Raw genomic sequence first — 18,235 nt, forward strand, 5'->3', positions numbered from 1 at the left:
CTACTCTCTCTAGACGTGAGTCGACGCGCAAAGATCGTCTGTACCCTCGGTCCCGCCACTGGCACGCCGGACAAGGTCCGCGACCTGGTAGCGGCCGGTATGGACGTGGCCAGGATGAACTTCAGCCACGGCAGCCATGCCGACCACAAGCAGGTTTACGACATGGTCCGCGCGGCAGCCGACGAGTCGGGCCGCGCCGTGGGCATCCTCGCCGACCTCCAGGGCCCCAAGATCCGCCTCGGCCGTTTCGCCGCGGGTCCGGTCGACTGGAACACCGGCGACGTGGTCCGCGTCACCGTCGAAGACGTCGAAGGCACGCACGACCGCGTGTCGACGACGTACAAGGAGCTCGCGAAGGACGCCAAGGTCGGCGACCGCCTGCTCGTGGACGACGGCAAGGTCGGCCTCGTGGTCATCGACGTCGAAGGTTCCGACGTCGTGTGCGAGGTCACCGAAGGCGGACCCGTCAGCAACAACAAGGGCCTCTCGCTGCCCGGCATGGACGTCTCCGTGCCGGCGCTGTCGGAGAAGGACATCGAGGACCTCGAGTTCGCGCTCTCGCTGGGCGTGGACTTCATCGCCCTGTCGTTCGTCCGCTCGCCCGCCGACATCGACCTGGTCCACCAGGTCATGGACCGCGCGGGCAGCAAGCGTCTCCCGGTGATCGCGAAGATCGAGAAGCCGGAGGCCGTGGACAACCTCGAGGCCATCGTCCTCGCCTTCGACGGCGTCATGGTCGCCCGCGGTGACCTGGGCGTCGAGCTCCCGCTGGAGCACGTCCCGCTCGTGCAGAAGCGCGCGATCCAGATCGCCCGCGAGAACGCGAAGCCGGTCATCGTCGCGACCCAGATGCTCGACTCGATGATCACCAACTCCCGCCCGACCCGCGCCGAGACGTCCGACGTCGCGAACGCGGTGCTCGACGGCGCGGACGCCCTGATGCTCTCCGGCGAGACCTCGGTCGGCCGCTACGCCATCGAGTCCGTCGCGACGATGGGCCGCATCATCGAGGCCGTCGAGACCGAGTCGGTCGTCGTGCCGCCGCTGACGCACGTCCCGCGCACCAAGCGCGGCGTGATCTCGTACGCGGCCCGCGACATCGGCGAGCGCCTCAACGCCAAGGCCCTGGTCGCGTTCACGCAGTCCGGTGACACGGTCCGCCGCCTGGCTCGCCTGCACACGCACCTCCCGCTGCTGGCGTTCACGCCGGAACCCGCGGTGCGCTCGCAGCTCGCCCTGACGTGGGGCACCGAGACGTTCCTGGTGCCGCGCGTCGAGTCCACCGACGAGATGGTCCGCCAGGTCGACGTGGCCATGATCGAGATCGGTCGTTACCAGGCTGGTGACCTCATGGTGGTCGTCGCCGGATCGCCTCCTGGCACCATTGGGTCGACGAACCTCATCCGGGTGCACCGGCTGGGGGAGGACGACCACGCGTAGGAGTTTGTCGTGACCGAGGCCGCCCGAGCCGCCGCAACCTCGCCTTCGGGCCTGAGCGGACAGTCCGCAGTGGACGACCTGGTCGCGCTGCTCGACCTGGAACGCATCGAGGAGAACATCTTCCGAGGCGTCTCGCCCGCCGAATCGCCAGTGCGCGTGTTCGGCGGGCAGGTGGCGGGACAGGCCCTGGTGGCCGCCGGTCGCACGGTCCCGGTGGAACGGCGGGTGCACTCGCTGCACTCGTACTTCATCAGGCCCGGCGACCCCCGCGTGCCGATCGTGTACGAGGTGGACCGCATCCGCGACGGCCGCTCGTTCACCACCCGCCGCGTCGTGGCCGTGCAGCACGGCAAGGCGATCTTCACGTTGTCGGCCTCCTTCCAGCTGGAGGAGCAGGGCAACGAGCACGCCTCCGCGATGCCCTCCGTGCCCGACCCGGAAACGCTGCCGACGTGGCGTGAGGCGACCGCGGACTTCCCGTTGATGAACGCGAAGTTCCCGCGGCCGATCGACGTGCGGTACGTCACCGAGCCGCCGTGGGAGTCCCGTGAGGACGGTCCGGGCGAGGCGGCGTCACGGGTGTGGATGAAGGCCGACGGCAAGCTGCCGGACGACCCGATGCTGCATCTCTGCATCATGACCTACGCCTCGGACATGACGTTGCTGGACGGGGTGCTGGCCAAGCACGGTGTCTACTGGGGACTGGACAAGGTGCTAGGGGCTTCCCTCGACCACGCGATGTGGTTCCACCGGCCGTTCCGGGCCGACGAGTGGTTGTTGTACGACACCGCTTCGCCTTCCGCGTCTGGGAATCGGGGGCTGGCCACCGGGCAGTTCTTCACCCGGGACGGGGCCTTGGTGGCGACCGTCGTGCAGGAAGGGCTCATCCGGGTGATCAAGCCGTCCGAGTGATGGCATGGAGGATTTCCAAGCAGGAAGCTGGTGGCGGAAGGGGTGATCACATGACCGAGAAAGCGTGGCCTGATCACCTGGTGAGCCTTGGCGTGTGGGACGCGATGCCAGAGGACAAGAACCTCGAAGTCGTGGATGGAGTCCTGCACGTGGTGGCCGCGGCTGTTCCCGCTCATCAGAAAGCCCGAAGTCGGCTGACCTATTGGCTCGACGAACAGCTTCCAGACGATTTCGACGTGTACGCCTACGTCGACGTGGTGATCGACAACTCGAACCGGCCCACCGTGCGCAAGCCGGACGTCGTCGTGGTGACGACGGAGGCGGCTGACCGCGATCCCAAGCGTTTCGACGCGGAGGACGTGGTCCTCGCGGTGGAGATCGTGTCTCCAGGCTCCGAGCGCGATGATCGCGTCACCAAGCCCATGCAGTACGCCGAAGCGGGAATCGCGCACTACTGGCTGGTCGAACTGGGCGACCCGATCAGCCTGACGGCTTTCGAACTCGTTGACGGCATCTACAAGCTGGTGGAAGACGGTGTGGGCGAGGTGCGGCTGACGCGGCCTGCTCCGCTGGTGTTCGACCTGGACGCACTGACCCGCCGCCGCTAGACCTTCCGCCGCCGGTGGGTCGGACGCAGGTTCGCCGGCGGCGTCAGAGCGCGCGTCTCCACCCGCTCCAGCACCACCGAAGAAGTCAGGTTCCGCACCTCCGTCCGCACCGCGATCTTGTCCATCAGGAACGCCTGCAGGTGCGTCGAGTCGGCCACCGCGATGTGGATCAGGAAGTCGGCCTGCCCGGAGACGTGGAAGATCGACCGCGTCTCCGGCTGCGCCATCACGAACGCCCGGAAACCGGCCACGACGGGCCGGGTGTGGGGGCGCACGTTCACCGAGATCACCGCTTCCAGGGGCAGCCCCGTGGTGGCCGGGTCGACCACGGCGTGGCTGCCGGTGATCACGCCGAGGTCGCGCAGCCGGCGGACCCGTTGCAGGCACGACGAAGGGGCCAGGCCGACGATCTCGGCCAGCGCGCGGTTCGGGAGGGTGGCGTCGTTCTGCAACTCCTCCAGGATGTGCCAGTCGACCGAATCCAGTTCGGCTTGTTCGCGCATGACCGAACATCCTACTGAGCTGCTGGAATCGGCACGAACGAACGACAGACGATCTGCGGCATGCACATCGCGTGGACGTCGTTCCTGCTGGCGCTCGTGGTCATCACGGTCGTGCCCGGCCCGGACTTCGTGCTGGTCATGGGGAACGCGGTCCGGAGCTTCCGCAAGGGCGTCGAGGCCGCGCTCGGCGTGCTCACCGGGTTGTTGATCCACGGCACGCTGGCGACGGTCGGGCTGTCGGCGCTCGTGGCGGCCGCGCCCACGGCGTTGTTCGTCATCAAGGCGATCGGCGCGGTGTACCTGGCCTACGTCGGCTTCATGACGTTGAAGGCGGCCAACAAGCCGATCGAGGAACAGCCGCAGCAGAAGAACGTGTTCCTGCGCGGCATGTTGTGCGACCTGTTGAACCCCAAGGTGATGCTCACGTTCCTGAGCCTCATCCCCCAGGCGATGGACCCCCACGCGGCTCCGCTGCCCCAGGCGGCGTTGCTCAGCGCGGTGACGGTCGGCGTGTTCGCGGTGTTCTGGGTGATCGTGGTGCCGAGCGCGCGTCAACTGGGCAGGCTGCTGGGCAAGCCCAAGACCCGCGCGCACTTCGAACGGGTCTGTGGGACCGCTCTCATCGGGTTGGCGGCGTCAGTTCTCGCTACCTGAGTCCCACGTGACGCTCAGCTCGTCACGGGTGCCGAACCGGACCAGGTGCCGTTCCACGACATCGCGAAGACGCGCCACGTCCTCCTCCGACGTGCACGCGACGCGCATGATCAACGCGTCGTCGGCGGCCTCGAACTCGGCCAGGCCGAACGAGAAGCGCACGAAACCGCGGGTGTCCTCCCAGGACCCTTCCACGTCCTTCGCCGTGAAGTGCTTCACCAGCTGTGAGCCGTACCTGGAGGCACGGCCGGTCGCCGAGCGTCCCACGCTCGTGAATTCCGTCATGAAGCCAACTTACGCCTAGCCATACGTACCGGCACGTGACGCGGTTCACCTGGCAAAACGGAGTCTGAGAACACGCTGTGACGTCTCGCGTAAACCTGAAGAACACGGCAGGCTGTGCGCATGACGGAAGGCAAAGCACGTATCGCGGTCACCGGTCTGGCCACCATGGGCAGCAACCTCGCGCGCAACCTGGCGCGCCACGGCTTCAAAACCGCCGTGCACAACCGGACCCCCGCGAAGATGAAGGCCCTGCTCGAAGAGCACGGCCACGAGGGCGACTTCGTCGGCGCCGAGACGCTGCAGGACCTGGTCGACAGCCTGCAGACGCCGCGCCAGATCATCATCATGGTCAAGGCCGGTGGCCCCACCGACGCCGTCATCGACGAGCTCAGTGACATCCTCGAACCCGGCGACATGGTGATCGACGGCGGCAACGCCCACTACGCCGACACGCGCCGCCGCGAGGCCGCCCTGAAGGAGAAGGGCCTGCTGTTCGTCGGCGCCGGCATCTCCGGCGGTGAGGAGGGCGCGCTCAACGGCCCCAGCATCATGCCGGGTGGTCCGGCGGAGTCGTACCGGCACGTCGGCCCGGTCTTCGAGGAGATCGCGGCCAAGGTGGACGGTCAGCCGTGCTGCGTGCACGTCGGGCCGGACGGCGCCGGGCACTTCGTGAAGATGGTCCACAACGGCATCGAGTACGCCGACATGCAGCTGATCGCCGAGGCGTACGACCTGCTGAGCCGCATCGGCGGGCAGACGCCGGCGGAGATCTCCGAGGTCTTCACGCAGTGGAACTCGGGTGACCTGGAGTCGTACCTGGTCGAGATCACCGCCGAGGTGCTCAAGCACGTCGACGCGAACGGCACGCCGCTCGTGCAGGTCATCGAGGACGCCGCGGAGCAGAAGGGCACCGGCCGCTGGACCGTGCAGGAGGCGCTGGAACTCGGCGTCCCGGTCACCGGCATCGCCGAGGCCGTGTTCGCGCGCAGCCTGAGCGGCCACACCGACCAGCGCAAGGCCGTGCGCGACGCGTTCGGCGCCGGCGAGGTCGTCGCGAAGCCGGACGCCGACCTGGTCGACGACGTGCGCCAGGCGCTCTACGCGTCGAAGGTCGTCGCGTACGCGCAGGGCTTCGACATGATGCGCGAGGCGTCGAAGAACTTCGACTGGAACATCGACCTCGGCGCGATGGCGACGATCTGGCGCGGTGGCTGCATCATCCGCGCGCAGTTCCTCAACCGCATTCGCGAGGCGTACGACAAGAACGCCGACATCGCGTCTCTTTTGGTGGACGACTACTTCCGCGACGCCGTGCGCGACGCGGAGGCCGCTTGGCGCAGGGTTGTGGTCCGTGCGGTCGAATCCGGTGTGCCGACGCCGGGGTTTGTGTCCGCTTTGGCCTACTACGACGGACTTCGCTCTGAGCGACTGCCCGCCGCGCTCGTGCAGGGACAGCGGGACTTCTTCGGGGCGCACACGTACAGGCGCACCGACAAGCCCGGTAGCTTCCACACGTTGTGGTCGGGTGATCGATCAGAGGTGGAAGCGTGAAATTTCGTGTTCTGGGGGCGGTCGTCGCTGTGGCGGCAGGGTTGAACCTGACGTCCAGCGGCGGCGCCGTGGCAGTCGGAAACGAGGCTCTCACGGCTGATCTCGACGCGATCCTCGCCGACAACGCGCTCAAGGGCGCGGACGTCGGCTTGGTCGTGCGGGACGCCAACTCCGGAGAAGTGATCTACACCAGGCAGAGCAGCAGGCGTTCCCAGGTGGCGTCGAACATCAAGCTGCTCACCACGACGACGGCGCTCGACCTGCTGGGCTCGGACTTCCGCTGGAAGACCGAGCTCGTCTCGTCGGGCACGAAGTCCGGCTCGACGCTCAACGGCGACCTGGCGCTGCGCGGTGGCGGCGACCCGACGATGTCCCGGCTGCGTTACCAGCAGCTCGCGGACGCGCTGAAGGCCAGTGGGGTCACCACGGTCAACGGCGCGTTGGTCATCGACGACACCAAGTTCGACGCGCAGCCGTACGGCACGGGCTGGGCGTGGGACGACGAACCGTTCTCGTACAGCGCGGAGACGTCGGCCCTCACGCTCTCGCCGGACGCGAAGTTCAGCGCGGGCACGGTCGTCGTGCGCGTCAAGCCGGGCGCCGCGGCGGGCGCCCCGGCCGTGGTGACGACGGAACCGGCGAACGACCACGTGCAGATCGTGTCGACGGCGACGACCGGCAACGCCGGCATCACCGTGGAACGCGAGCACGGCACCAACCGGATCATCGTCGCCGGGTCGACGAGCGTCGAGACCACCAGGCTCTCGACGGTCAAGGACCCGACCGGGCTCGTGACGTCGGTGTTCCAGAAGGCCCTGCAGGCCAGCGGGATCACCGTCACCGGTGGCGTCAAGCGGCAGAAGGCGCCCGCGGGTGCCGCCGTCCTCGCCACCGACACGTCGATGAAGCTCAGCGAGCTGAACGTGCCGCTGCTCAAGGACAGCAACAACATGCTGGCCGAGGTGCTGGTCAAGACCGCGGGTGGTTCGTTCACCAACGGCGTCAACCAGCTCAGCACCAAGTGGTCCGGTCTGGGCGTCGACCCGAACGCGGTCGAGGTCTTCGACGGCTCCGGCATGTCGAGGCTCGACCAGTTCTCGCCGGACGACCTCACGTCGGTGCTGATCAAGGCGAAGACCAAGCCGTGGTTCTCCGGGTGGCAGGCGTCGCTGCCGGTCGCCGGGGTCGACGGCACGCTCGCGAACCGCATGAAGAACACGGCGGCCGCGGGCAACGTGAAGGCCAAGACCGGGTCGCTCTCGGGCGTCTCCGGCCTGTCCGGCTACGTGACGACGGCCGCGGGTCGTGACCTGGTGTTCTCGGTGGTGCAGAACAACGTTCTGCTGTTCAACAACCCGAAGAACATCGAGGACCGCATCGCCGTGCGGCTGGCCTCGGACGGCGGCAGCTCGATCGCGCCGCAGGTCCAGTCGGTGCCGCAGCAGCGCAAGGCTCCGGCGCAGGACCGCGCCAAGGTCCCCGCGCAGGAACGGTTCGACGTGGAGTGCTCGTGGATCGGCACCTGCTGATCTGAGAAGTCCACAGTGGAGCCGCCCCGGACGCGTTCCGGGGCGGCTCCTCGCTTCTCAGGCCGGCGACGGCACGGGCTCGAGCCCGTTGCGGTCGGGGTCGACCAGGTACACGCGGGCGTTCGAGATGTCGAAGTACAGGCCCTTCAACGTCAGCGTGCCCGCCGCTATCGCCTCCCGCACGCTCGGGAAGCCGAGCAGGTTGTCGAGCTGCTGCGCGACGTTCGCGACCGCGAGCCGGTCGGCCACCGGCAGGTCCGCGCAGCCCGGTGCCGTCGGCGCGTGGAACCTGATCAACGACGGTTCGGCGTTGCGCAGCCACGAGCGCAGGTGCGAGCCGCGCGCGGCCGATCCCTTCACCAGTGCCTTCATCGCGCCGCAGTCGGAGTGTCCACACACGACGATCGTGCTGACGTTGAGGATCTCCACCGCGTACTCGATCGCGGCGCCGACCGAGCTGTCGTCCGCGGACGGCGTCGGCACCAGGTTGCCGATGTTGCGCACGCAGAACAGGTCGCCGGGTCCGGACGTGGTGATCAGGTTCGGCACCACGCGGGAGTCCGCGCAGGTGATGAACAGCTGCTGGGGCCGTTGCCCGTGCACCGCCAGCTCGTGCAGGAACGGCCGCACCAACGGCGCCGAGCGGCGTTCGAACTCGTGCATCCCGCGCAGCATCGGATCGCCCTCAGCGGACGCGCGCTGGGCCGGCAACGTGACGGCGTCCGGCTTGCCCTGCCAGTGCGACCACGGCGCGAACCAGCGCGGCAACGGGCCGGGCAACGTCTTGCGCCGCCCCGGCTTGCCCTGGTTCGCCCGGTCGTACCAGGTGTCGTGCACCTCGTCGACCCGCACCCGGCCGCCGAGCCGTTCGTAGCCCTCGCGCCAGTCGTTGATCGCCTCGTAGGAGGCGTGGTCCAGGTAGTCGACGTGCAGTTCCAGCACCACGGTCTGGCCCTGCGACATCCGGCGCAGCTCCCGCACCAGCCGCCCGACACCGAGGAACACCAGCGATCCGCGCACGCACACCCGGTTGCCCTCGACCCGCACCGAGCAGTGCGTCAACCGGTACAACGCGCGCAGCAGCGCGACCGCGAGCCCCGCGACCACGCCTTCGAGCAGTCCGAAGAGGACCACGCCGAACACGGTCGTCGCGTAGACCACGAACTCCCGGTGCTGCAACAGGTTCTTCATCCGCTGCACCGACACGAGCTTCAGGCCGACGACGAACAGCACGCCGGCCAGTGCCGCCAGCGGGATCAGCTCCAGCGTCGGCGCGAACGCGAGCACGGCCACCGCGATCCACGCGCCCTGGAAGATGGCGGCGTACCGGGTCTTCGCGCCCGCCGCGACGTTCGTCGAGCTCCGCGCCAGGCCGCCGCTGATCGGGAACCCGCCGAGCGCGCCCGCGAGCACGTTGCCGGTGCCCTGCGCGATGAGCTCCTTGTCGAGCCGGGCGCGCGGCCCGTCGTGCAGCCGGTCCGTCGCGACGGCCGACAGCAACGACTCCATGCTCGCCACCAGTGCCACCGTGACGACGGCGGTCAGCACCGTGCCGACACTGCCCTGCGGCATCTCGGGGAACGTCAGCGCGTGGCTGTCCGGCAGGTCCACGCGGGCCACGTCGAACCGCAGCACGAACGCCAGCGCGGTCGCCAAAGCGACGGCCACCAGCGGCGCGGGCACGAGAGACGCGCGCGGGATCCGGGGCCACAGCAGGAGAACCGCGATCGCCACCGCACCGGCCACCACGGACCCGAGCTGCGCCGAGACCAGTTCTCCCGGCAGCAGCGCGAGGTTCGCGGGCACCGTCGACGCCGCCGTGCCGCCCAGCAGCACGATGAGCTGCCCCACGGCGATGGAGATGCCGATGCCCGCCAGCATGCCGTGCACGACGGCGGGGGACAGCGACATCACCAGGCGGCTGATCCCGGTGAGCCCCAGCGCGAGTTGCAGCACACCGGCGGCCAGCGTGATCGCCGCCGTGGCGGCCCACCCGAACTGCGCGACCAGGGCGGCCACGATCACCACGAGCCCGGTGCCGGGCCCGCTGATCTGCAACGGAGCTCCGCTGATCGCGCCGACGACCACGCCGCCGATGATCGCGGAGATGATGCCCGCCATCAGCGGCGCGCCGGTCGCGTGCGCGATGCCGAGTGAGAGCGGGATGGAGATGAGGAACAGCACGAAGCTCGCGGGCAGGTCGTGCTTCAGGAGCACCGGAGGGCCGTGCGGGGTGTGCTCGCCGGCGTTGGACCTGGGCTGATGGTTCACGGATTTCCCTTTGCTGAATGGCGGCATGGCCCTGTGCGCTCGGTTGCACAGGGCGGGGAGGGGAGTGAGCTGGAGAAGAGCGCTCTAGCGGGTGCGGCTCAGACCGTGCGCGGCCCACACCAGCAGGCGCTTTAAGGGCAGCATTCGGCGCGGCCGGACGGCATCGAGCTCGTCGGCGCGGTCATGCGGGGTCGGCACGGGAACACCTCCGTGTCGGCACAGGCATCGTGGGGCGGGATCAGGCCGCGTCGTCACCAATGATGAGGCCGAAAACGGTGCTGTGACAGATGTTTCAGCCAACCGTGTTGATCTTGCCCCGAGTCGTCACGCCTGGTGATCGCATAGAAGGGCCGGCTCCGGTCGGGGGGTGCGGAGCCGGCCCAAGTCGTGCGGGAACCGAAGAACTATCGAGTTCGGAGAAATCAGCCTACCGAGCGCAGGTGCTTGCCGTGCGAAGTCTCCTGGCCGACGACGGTCAGGATCAGCTGCGCCGACAGGTAGGCACGGCACGGTGCGGGCATCCGCCTGGAGAACCAGCCGCGCTTGCAGGTGGCGCACCGGCCGTGCTCGTCGGGCTGGTGCTCGTCGAGCAACGCCTTCACCACCGCGACCACCCTCGGCAACTCAACCCTGGCGAGTACGAGAGCGGTCTGGTCGTCGCCGCGGGCAGCGAGGTCGGTGAGTGTGGCCAGGTGGGAGTGCAGCGACTTGTCCAGTTGGCTGAACACCGTGACGGCCATCAGGCTCAGAGCTCCAGTCCTTGCGTAAGCAGCCCATGCAGCCTGGCGTGACGAACCTGCGATCTGCAAGTTGCAGTACACGAATGGATGACGTCTCTTTGCGGCGAGCTGGTTTGCTCTCAAACTGGGAACGACCAGGAGGTGCGGATGCCACTCAGGAGGCGTCATGCGGGGTAGCAGCCCGACCCTGCGCAAGCGCCGGCTCGTGAGCGAGCTGCGGCGTCTGCGCGAAGTGGCCGAGCTGACGATCGAGGAGGTCGGGGAGCGCCTGGAGTGCTCCGCCTCCAAGATCAGCCGCATCGAGACGGGCCGGGTGGGGGTGAGTCCGCGCGACGTGCGGGACATGCTCACCGCCTACGGTGCGGACGCCGCCGCCCTCGAAGAACTGGTCCAGCTCGCCAGGGAAGCCCGCCGCAAGGCGTGGTGGGACGAGTTCGGCGACATCGTGCCCGGTCGTTACGTGGGGTACGAGGCCGACGCGGACTCCATCCGGACCTATCAGGGCCTGATGGTCCCCGGCCTGCTGCAGTGCGAGGCGTACACGAGAGCGTTGATCTCCCAGGGCTTGCCCAACGCGAGCGCCGCCGAGATCGAACGCCGCGTCCGGTTGCGCAAGGCCCGGCAGGCCCTGCTGCGCGAGGACGACCCGTTGCGCCTGCACGCCGTGATCGACGAGGCCGCCCTGCGCAGACTCGTCGGCGGGCGAGAGGTGATGCGCGGGCAGTTGGCGCGTCTTCTCGAGATCGGTGCACTGCAGAACGTCACGATGCAGGTCGTGCCGTTCGACGCCGGTGGTCATGCCGCGATGGACGGCCCGTTCGTCATCCTGAGCTTTCCCGAGCGGCTCGACCCCGACGTCGTGTACATCGAAAGCACCAGAAGCGGCGTCTACCTGGAACAGCAGTCGGACGTCCTTTCCTACGCCGAGATGTTCGAGCGGCTGGTGAGCGCCTCGCTTCCGCAGCGGGAGTCCTTCGCCTTGATCACCGAAGTCGCTCGCACTCTCGCGTGACCGCGACCGGGAGTGAACAGACAGTGGAAAGCTTGAGTTGGCGCAAGAGCAGCCGGTCCTCGGCCGCTGGAGCCGACTGCGTGGAGATCGCGTTCGTCCCCGCCGGTGCGGCGGTCCGTGACAGCAAGAACGCGGACGGCGCGCGGCTGAGGTTCGGCGACGCGGGGTGGGACACGTTCCTCGCCGCCGCGAAGAACGGCTCTTTTGTCAGCTGATCGACAGGGGTACGCGACGGCCCCGGCTGGAAGATCCAGCCGGGGCCGTCGTCGTTCGAGGTGAAAGGGGACGTGGGCCGGCCGGCGTTCCGCCGCCGCGGGCTGGATGCCCCTTGCACGCCGGCCGACCCACGTCGATCATGGGGAGCAGCGGGTGTTCCGCTGTCCGGTCCAACCTGGTCGGACTCGCTGATCTCCGGTTTCCGTTGATCTCGCGGTCTGTGGTTGGTTGGACACGCTAAGCGTAAGAATGCCTTCTACAGCACGACTGGAGCCCGACTGAAGTGATCTTCAAGCTCCAGGTGGCCCACAGGCGAGGGACAGAGCGGTGACGCACGGCGAGGAACCCCTCCGGTTCGAGGTTCTCGGCCTTCTCCGGGTCGTTCGCGCAGGTCAAGAGGTTGCTCTCGGTGCGGCCAAGCAGCGCGCCGTCCTCGCGGTCCTGCTGCTCGCGCGCAACACCCCGGTGTCCCGCGGCCAGATCATCGAGGCGGTCTGGGGCGACAACGTGCCGTCCAGCGCCGTCAACCTGGTCCAGACCTACGTCGCCGGACTGCGCCGGGCGCTCGAACCGACCCGTGCCCGCCGCGCTCCCGCCGAGCTGCTGACCTCGGTCGGCGACGGCTACCTGATGCGGATCGAGCCGGGCGCGCTGGACCTCGACGTGTTCGAACGTCAAGTGCTGCTCGCGAACCGCATGCGCGCCACCGGTGATCTGGCCGGAGCCGCGGTCGAGCTGGACGACGCGCTGGCGTTGTTCCGGGCCGAGCCGCTCGGCGGGGTCTCGGGGCTGCACGCCGACGTCGAACGCGGCCGTCTCGTCGAACGCCGGCTCGCGGTCCTGGAGGAACGCGCCGAGCTGGGCCTCGCGATCGGGCAGGGCCCGGAACTGGTGTCGCAGCTGGGGTCGATGGTCGCCGAGCACCCGCTGCGCGAACGCGGCCACGGCCTGCTGATGCGGGCGCTGGTGCAGGCCGGACGGCAGGCGGAGGCGCTGGCCGCGTACCGCGAGGCCCGCGCCGTGCTGATCGAGGAGCTCGGCGTCGAACCGGGACCGGAGCTGCGCCGCGTGCACCAGGCCGTGCTGGCGGGCAACAGTCCCGAACCGGAACGTGCGCCCGTGCGCGTGCCGCAGCAGCAGTCCGTGCCCGAACCGGCCCCGGTGACGGTGCCGGCGCAGCTGCCGCGCGCGCCCGTCGCGTTGATCGGCCGCGATCCCGAACTGGCCGGCATGGACGCGTTGCTGCGCGGCCACGACGGCCCGGTGCTGCTGGTGACCGGTCCGGCGGGCGTCGGCAAGACCGCGCTGGCGCTGCACTGGTCGCACCGGGTGCGCGAGGAGTTCCCGGACGGCCAGCTGTACGTCGACGTGCACGGCTACGACCCGAACCGCGAGCCGCTGGAGATCGGCGAGGTGCTCAACCGGTTCCTGCGCGCGCTCGGCGTCCCGGCCGGGGAAACCCCCGTCTCCGTCGACGAGCGCTCGGCTCTGCTGCGGACGAGGCTGGCCGACCGCCGCATGCTCGTGATGCTCGACAACGTCCGCGGCTCGGCGGACCTCCTGCCGCTGCTGCCGGGCGCGCCGTCGTGCGTGGTCGTGACGTCGCGGCGCCGGCTCGTCGGACTGGTCGCACAGGTCGAGGCGAAGCTGATCGAGCTGGACATGCTCGACCCCGACGCGGCCGTGGACGTGCTGGGCCGCATCGCGGGCCGGTCCGACATGGAGGCCGGTGCGCTGCGGTCGCTGGCCGAACTGTGCGACGGCCTGCCGCTGGCGTTGCGGATCGCGGCGGCTCGTCTCGCCGTGTCACCCCGTCTGCGCGTGGCCGAGCTGGTGGAGGAGCTGCAGGACGAGCACGGCCGCCTGGCCGCTCTCGGTCTGGAGGACGGCGAAGGCACCGTCCGGGCCGCGCTGGACGCCTCCCGCCGTGCGCTGCCGGCCGAACCCTCGCGGTTGCTCGCGATCGTCGGCCTGCACCCCGGCGCCGACCTGACCCCGCACGTGGTCGCGGCGATGGGCGACGTCCCGTTGATCGAGGCCCAGCGCGCGCTGGACGCGTTGACCGCCGCGAACCTGCTGTCGGTCAGCGAACCGGGCCGCCACTTCGCGCACGACCTCGTCCGCGTCTACACCAAGACGCTCGCCGGTGAGCTGTCCGAACCGGAACGCCGTGCCGCGACCGGCCGCATGCTCGACTACTACCTGCACTGCGCGGACCTCGCCGACGGCCTGCTGCCGATCAACCGCGGCAGCGTCCTCGTCGCCCCCGAACACCGCCCGGCGCACGTGCCGGTGATCTCCGGTCCCGCCGACGCGACGGCCTGGTTCGACGCCGAACGCGCCAACCTGATCGCCGCCGCCGAACTCGCGTCGAGCTCCGGCTGGCACGTCCACGCGTGGCAGCTGCCGTACACGTTGTCGCGCTACCTCTGGCTGCGCACCGAACGCGAGACCTCGTTGCGCCTCACCGAAGCCGCGCTGCAGGCCGCGATCGCGCTGAACGACGACGACGCGCGGTTCGTCATGCAGTTCAACCTCGGCGTGGCGCTGCTGCAGTTCGAACGCTTCGAGGAGGCGTTGCAAGCCCAGCGGGGTGCGCTGGAAACGGCGCGCCGCAAGGAGGACGTGCACCAGCAGGCGCGGGCGCTGACCACGGTCGCGGGCACGCTGCAGGACCTCGGCCGGCACGCGGAGGCCGAGGCGCACTACCGCGAGGCGATGGAGATCTCCCGGATCGCGGGCTCGAAGTGGGCCGAGGCCAACGCCCACCACCACCTCGGGCTGCTGTACCTGAGCACGCAGCGGTTCGACGACGCGATGCCGTGGCTGCGGGTGGCGTTGCGGATGTACCACGAGGTGGGCGAGCAGTGCGGGGAGGCGGCCTGCCACACCGACATCTCGACGGCGTTGCTGGAGACCGGCGACACCGACGGGGCGTTGTCGGCGGCCAGGACGGCGCTGGCGGTGGCGTGCGACGCGGTGTCGCCGTACCACCAGGCGCTGGCGCACGACCGGCTCGCGGCGGTGTTCGAGCGGTTGAACGCGGCGGGGGCGGCGGCGCACTGGCAGCGGGCGCTGGCGTTGTTCACGGAGCTGGGAGCGCCGGAGGCCGACGGGGTGCGGGCCCGGCTGGCCCGGGTGCGCGCGGTGACGGTGAGCGGCGCCGCGGGCTGAGGCTCGCCCGGCCGGGGTGCGCGCGGTGACGCGTGAGCGGCAGGGCTCGCCTGGTGGTGGCGCGCGGGTGAGGGAGTCGGCGTGGCACCGCGGGTAAGGGTTCTGCCGCGCCGGACTGCGTGATCGCCCGATGCCTGAGGTGAGGCCTCAGCAGCACGCTGTCCACCATGACCGAGTGGACCCCTGAGGCGATCAAGGCGGAAATCGACTACCGACGTGGCAACGCCCGGTGCAACTGGCAGCGGTCGAACGGCTCCGCGCCGTCGTGGCTGCACCGAGTGATCCACCGCACCTCCGGAAAACACCGCAGCACCCGGTGATGACATGTGAAAACATGCCACTCGTGGCGCGACTTGGTTCTGGCATCCCGTTGGTCGCGCGCGACCGCGAGCTGGACCGGTTGCGTGCCGCGCTGGCACAGGCGGGGGAGGGCACCGCGGGGGCGGTGCTCCTCGCCGGTGACGCGGGCGTGGGCAAGACGCGGCTGATCGACGAGCTGGCCGCGAGCGCCGGCGACACGATCGTCCTCATGGGACGGTGCCTCGACGCCGGCGAGACCGGCCTGCCCTACCTGCCGTTCGCCGAGGCCCTCGGCTCGGTCAAGGACGTGTCGAACCGGCCCGCGCTCGCGATGTTGCTGCCGCAGCTCGCGTTGCCGGCCGAACGCGAGCCCGGCACCGAGGGCATGATCGCGCCGAGCCTGATCCCGGGCCGCCGGCCGGAGCAGGACGTCGGTCAGCTCCAGCTCTTCGACGCGGTGCTCGGGTTGCTGACCGATCTCTCCGAACGTCGTCGCGTGCTGCTCGTCGTCGAGGACCTGCACTGGGCGGACGCGTCGACGCGGTACCTGCTGTCGTTCCTGTTGTCCCGCCTGCGTTCCCAGCGGCTGCTGGTCGTCGGCACCTACCGCGCGGACGACCTGCACCGCAGTCACCCGTTGCGCCCCTTGCTGTCCGAGCTGGTCCGGCTGCCCGCCGTCGACCGGCTGGACCTCACGCCGTTCAACGCCGCGGACGCGCGCCGGTTCGTCGAGGCGTTGTCCGACGACCTGCCGGAGGACGTCGTCCAGCAGGTCGCGGAACGCTCCGAGGGCAACGCCTTCTTCGCCGAGGAACTCATCGCGGTGGCGACGTGCGACGACCCGAGGTCGTTGCCGTCCGCGCTCGCCGACGTGCTGCTCAGCCGGGTCGAACGGCTGAGCTCCGAGGCGCAGCACGCGGTGCGCGTCGCGTCGGCGTGGGGGCGCCGGGTCAAGCACTACCGGTTGCACGAGGTCTCCGGCATGGACGACCTCGCGTTCGACACGGCGTTGCGCGAACTGGTCCAGCACCACCTGCTCGTCGTGAACGACGACGAGGTCTACACGTTCCGGCACGCGCTCGTCCGCGAGGCCGTCTACCGCGACCTGCTGCCCGGCGAACGGGTCCGGCTGCACGCCGCCTACGCCCGGCACCTGGCCCAGCGGCTCGACGAACGCGGGTCGTCCGCGGCGCTCGCGCACCACGCGTTCGAGAGCCACGACCTGCCGCTCGCGTTGAAGGCCTCGATCCAGGCGTCCAAAGAGGCCGAACGCGCCGGTGCGCCCGCGGAGTCGTTGCGGTACCTGGAGAAGGCGCTCAACCTCTGGAACGCCGTGGCCGAGGCCGATCGTCCGTCCGATGTGGACGAGTCGGTGCTGTTGCGCCGCGCGTCCTGGGTGGCGGGCACGGCCGGGCAGCCCGAACGCGCGGTCGCGTTCGCCCGCAGCGCCACGAAGGCCATCAGCGCCGAGCAGACCCCGGAGGAGGCCGCCGAGATCTGGCTGCGGCTCTCGCAGGCGCTGTCGATCCTCGACGGCAACGAGGAGGAGCACTTCCTGGTGCTGGGCAAGGCGCTCGCGCTCGTCAAGGACCGCGACCCCAGCCCGACCCGCGCCCGCGTGTTCGCCGGCAAGGCGTCCTCGTTGCGGCAGCAGCGCAAAGACGCTCAAGCGCGGGAGGCCGCCGAGCTCGCGATCGCGGACGGCCGGACGGCGAACGCGCCCGGTGCCGTCGCGGACGGTCTCGGCACCCTCGCGATCCTCGACGACCACGCGAGCCAGCCGGAGCAGGCCAAGGAGAGTTTCGAGCGCGCGATCGACTGCGCGCGCGAGGTCGGAGCGTTCAACAACGAGCTGAGGGCCTGGTACTACTACGGCCTGATGCACTACGACCGGGGCGACCTGGCCGAGGCGGCCCGCGTCTACAACCTGGCCGGCAACCGGGCCAAGGAAACCGGCCTGACCTGGAGCATGTACGGCCTGGAGATCCGCATCCTGCAGGTGCTGGTGCACTACTACATCGGCGACTGGGAGTACGCGGCGTGGGCCAGCGAACCGCCCGGCATGGCGGTGTCCTCGACGGTGCTGGCGCGGCTCGCGTCCGCGAGCACCCACCTCACGGTGTCGCGCGGTGACCTCGCCGAGTCCGAGCGGGTGATCACGAAGCTGCGCAGCGACTGGCACCGCGACATCCAGATCGCCCTGATCAACGGCGGTACCGGCGCCGAACTCGCGTTGTGGCGCGGCCGTCCCGAGCTGGCCGTCGAACGGGTCACGGACGCGCTGGAGTGGGCGCGCAAGCTCGGCGGGCCGTGGATGCTCGCGGGCATCCGGATCGGCGCGGTCGGCATCGCGGCGCACGCCGAGATCGCCGCGAAGGCCCGGCGCAAGCGGGACGCCGAAGCCGAGAACAACGCCATCAGCGCTGGTCACGAACTCGCCGAGCACGTGCGGCTGACCGTGCGCAACGGCAAGCCGCGTTCCAGCACCCTCGGTCCGGAGGGCAGGGCGTGGTTCGCCCGCGCGCTCGCCGAGGAGTCGAGGCTCGAGAGCGCCGGTGATCCGGCGCTGTGGCAGGCCGCGATCGACGAGTTCGCCTACGGCGTGCCGTACGAGCAGGCGTTGTGCCGGTGGCGGCTCGCGGAGGCGTTGCTCGGCGCGGACCGCCGTGAGGAGGCGGCCGAGCAGCTCAGGCTCGCCGACGAGGTGGCGACGCGGCTGCGGGCCGTGCCACTCGGTGAGGCCGTGGCCGCGTGCGCGAAGCGGGCCCGCATCACCCTCAGGGCGGACGAGCCGGTGCGCGAGCAGGTCGACCTCTTCACCCCGCGCGAACGCGACGTGCTCGGCCTGGTGGCCGCGGGACGGACGAACCGCGAGGTCGGCGAGGAGCTCTACATCAGCGAGAAGACCGTTTCCGTGCACCTTTCCCGGATCATGGCGAAGCTCGGGGCGTCGCGGCGCGCGGAGGCCGTGGCGATCGCGTACGACCGGGGTCTGCTGGAGTAGCCCCGGTTGTCATACCTCAGGCTGATGCGCAACGCG

Annotated in this window: 15 protein-coding genes; 11 read left to right on the forward strand and 4 right to left on the reverse strand. The window is 69.9% G+C overall.

The window, feature by feature from the left end; genetic code table 11:
- The first annotated feature begins 15 nt into the window (after nt 1-15).
- From pyk to QSK25_RS15780, 3 genes are read left to right on the forward strand one after another with little or no spacing between them, the layout of a single operon-like run.
- Nucleotides 16-1,440: a pyruvate kinase gene (gene pyk / locus QSK25_RS15770; protein WP_285639021.1), complete on the forward strand. Its 1,425-nt coding sequence runs from the start codon at nt 16-18 to the stop codon at nt 1,438-1,440.
- 9 nt (nt 1,441-1,449) lie between these two features.
- On the forward strand, nt 1,450-2,352 hold the full coding sequence (gene tesB, locus QSK25_RS15775; protein ID WP_285639024.1) for an acyl-CoA thioesterase II: 903 nt from the start codon (nt 1,450-1,452) through the stop codon (nt 2,350-2,352).
- A 50-nt stretch (nt 2,353-2,402) separates the two neighbouring features.
- Nucleotides 2,403-2,960: a Uma2 family endonuclease gene (locus QSK25_RS15780; RefSeq protein WP_285639025.1), complete on the forward strand. Its 558-nt coding sequence runs from the start codon at nt 2,403-2,405 to the stop codon at nt 2,958-2,960.
- Here the strand turns inward: QSK25_RS15780 and QSK25_RS15785 are convergent.
- Nucleotides 2,957-3,463 (reverse strand): Lrp/AsnC family transcriptional regulator, encoded by a 507-nt coding sequence (locus QSK25_RS15785; RefSeq protein ID WP_285639027.1) that lies wholly within the window; start codon nt 3,461-3,463, stop codon nt 2,957-2,959. The two genes, QSK25_RS15780 and QSK25_RS15785, sit on opposite strands and share 4 nt — an antisense overlap.
- Nucleotides 3,464-3,523: 60 nt before the next feature.
- On the opposite strand from QSK25_RS15785, the gene QSK25_RS15790 reads away from it, so the two are divergent.
- Nucleotides 3,524-4,117 carry a LysE family translocator gene (locus QSK25_RS15790; protein WP_285639029.1) on the forward strand — a complete coding sequence of 198 codons (594 nt, stop codon included), beginning with the start codon at nt 3,524-3,526 and terminating at the stop codon, nt 4,115-4,117.
- On the opposite strand, the gene QSK25_RS15795 is transcribed toward QSK25_RS15790, so the two are convergent.
- Nucleotides 4,100-4,402: a DUF2218 domain-containing protein gene (locus QSK25_RS15795; RefSeq protein WP_285639031.1), complete on the reverse strand. Its 303-nt coding sequence runs from the start codon at nt 4,400-4,402 to the stop codon at nt 4,100-4,102. The genes QSK25_RS15790 and QSK25_RS15795 overlap by 18 nt on opposite strands.
- A gap of 120 nt (nt 4,403-4,522) precedes the next feature.
- On the opposite strand from QSK25_RS15795, the gene gnd reads away from it, so the two are divergent.
- A complete protein-coding gene (gnd, locus tag QSK25_RS15800; RefSeq protein ID WP_285639032.1) occupies nt 4,523-5,953 on the forward strand; it encodes an NADP-dependent phosphogluconate dehydrogenase in 1,431 nt (476 codons plus the stop codon).
- Nucleotides 5,950-7,482: a D-alanyl-D-alanine carboxypeptidase/D-alanyl-D-alanine endopeptidase gene (gene dacB / locus QSK25_RS15805; protein ID WP_285639033.1), complete on the forward strand. Its 1,533-nt coding sequence runs from the start codon at nt 5,950-5,952 to the stop codon at nt 7,480-7,482. The genes gnd and dacB overlap by 4 nt, the downstream gene beginning before the upstream one ends.
- Before the next feature lie 57 nt (nt 7,483-7,539).
- Here the strand turns inward: dacB and QSK25_RS15810 are convergent, their stop codons facing one another.
- Nucleotides 7,540-9,753, reverse strand: coding sequence for a SulP family inorganic anion transporter (locus tag QSK25_RS15810; RefSeq protein ID WP_285639034.1), 2,214 nt, complete (start codon nt 9,751-9,753; stop codon nt 7,540-7,542).
- Nucleotides 9,754-10,175: 422 nt separating this feature from the next.
- Nucleotides 10,176-10,493, reverse strand: a complete 318-nt coding sequence (locus QSK25_RS15815; protein ID WP_285639035.1) for a hypothetical protein — start codon at nt 10,491-10,493, stop codon at nt 10,176-10,178.
- 166 nt (nt 10,494-10,659) lie between these two features.
- On the opposite strand from QSK25_RS15815, the gene QSK25_RS15820 reads away from it, so the two are divergent.
- The 5 genes from QSK25_RS15820 to QSK25_RS15840 all read left to right on the forward strand — a co-directional run bounded on the left by QSK25_RS15820 (nt 10,660) and on the right by QSK25_RS15840 (nt 18,199).
- Nucleotides 10,660-11,505: a helix-turn-helix domain-containing protein gene (locus QSK25_RS15820; RefSeq protein ID WP_285639036.1), complete on the forward strand. Its 846-nt coding sequence runs from the start codon at nt 10,660-10,662 to the stop codon at nt 11,503-11,505.
- A gap of 32 nt (nt 11,506-11,537) precedes the next feature.
- Nucleotides 11,538-11,720: a DUF397 domain-containing protein gene (locus QSK25_RS15825; protein ID WP_285639037.1), complete on the forward strand. Its 183-nt coding sequence runs from the start codon at nt 11,538-11,540 to the stop codon at nt 11,718-11,720.
- 328 nt (nt 11,721-12,048) lie between these two features.
- Entirely contained in the window at nt 12,049-14,895 is a 2,847-nt protein-coding gene (locus tag QSK25_RS15830; protein ID WP_285639040.1) for an AfsR/SARP family transcriptional regulator, read from the forward strand.
- A 167-nt stretch (nt 14,896-15,062) separates the two neighbouring features.
- Nucleotides 15,063-15,215 (forward strand): hypothetical protein, encoded by a 153-nt coding sequence (locus tag QSK25_RS15835; protein ID WP_285639041.1) that lies wholly within the window; start codon nt 15,063-15,065, stop codon nt 15,213-15,215.
- 14 nt (nt 15,216-15,229) lie between these two features.
- On the forward strand, nt 15,230-18,199 hold the full coding sequence (locus tag QSK25_RS15840; RefSeq protein ID WP_285639042.1) for a helix-turn-helix transcriptional regulator: 2,970 nt from the start codon (nt 15,230-15,232) through the stop codon (nt 18,197-18,199).
- The last annotated feature ends 36 nt before the right edge of the window (nt 18,200-18,235 follow it).

Origin of the sequence: Lentzea sp. NBRC 102530 (assembly GCF_030269365.1) — a bacterium.
In the GTDB taxonomy this organism is placed as follows: Bacteria; Actinomycetota; Actinomycetes; order Mycobacteriales; family Pseudonocardiaceae; genus Lentzea.

Excerpts from the sequence above, each read along its gene's own strand:
- QSK25_RS15840 (WP_285639042.1), top strand. The coding sequence starts at position 15,230 with ATGCCACTCGTGGCGCGACTTGGTTCTGGCATCCCGTTGGTCGCGCGC.
- QSK25_RS15785 (WP_285639027.1), bottom strand. The coding sequence starts at position 3,463 with ATGCGCGAACAAGCCGAACTGGATTCGGTCGACTGGCACATCCTGGAG.
- QSK25_RS15790 (WP_285639029.1), top strand. The coding sequence starts at position 3,524 with ATGCACATCGCGTGGACGTCGTTCCTGCTGGCGCTCGTGGTCATCACG.
- QSK25_RS15835 (WP_285639041.1), top strand. The coding sequence starts at position 15,063 with ATGACCGAGTGGACCCCTGAGGCGATCAAGGCGGAAATCGACTACCGA.
- QSK25_RS15780 (WP_285639025.1), top strand. The coding sequence starts at position 2,403 with ATGACCGAGAAAGCGTGGCCTGATCACCTGGTGAGCCTTGGCGTGTGG.
- QSK25_RS15820 (WP_285639036.1), top strand. The coding sequence starts at position 10,660 with ATGCGGGGTAGCAGCCCGACCCTGCGCAAGCGCCGGCTCGTGAGCGAG.
- QSK25_RS15815 (WP_285639035.1), bottom strand. The coding sequence starts at position 10,493 with ATGGCCGTCACGGTGTTCAGCCAACTGGACAAGTCGCTGCACTCCCAC.
- QSK25_RS15795 (WP_285639031.1), bottom strand. The coding sequence starts at position 4,402 with ATGACGGAATTCACGAGCGTGGGACGCTCGGCGACCGGCCGTGCCTCC.
- gnd (WP_285639032.1), top strand. The coding sequence starts at position 4,523 with ATGACGGAAGGCAAAGCACGTATCGCGGTCACCGGTCTGGCCACCATG.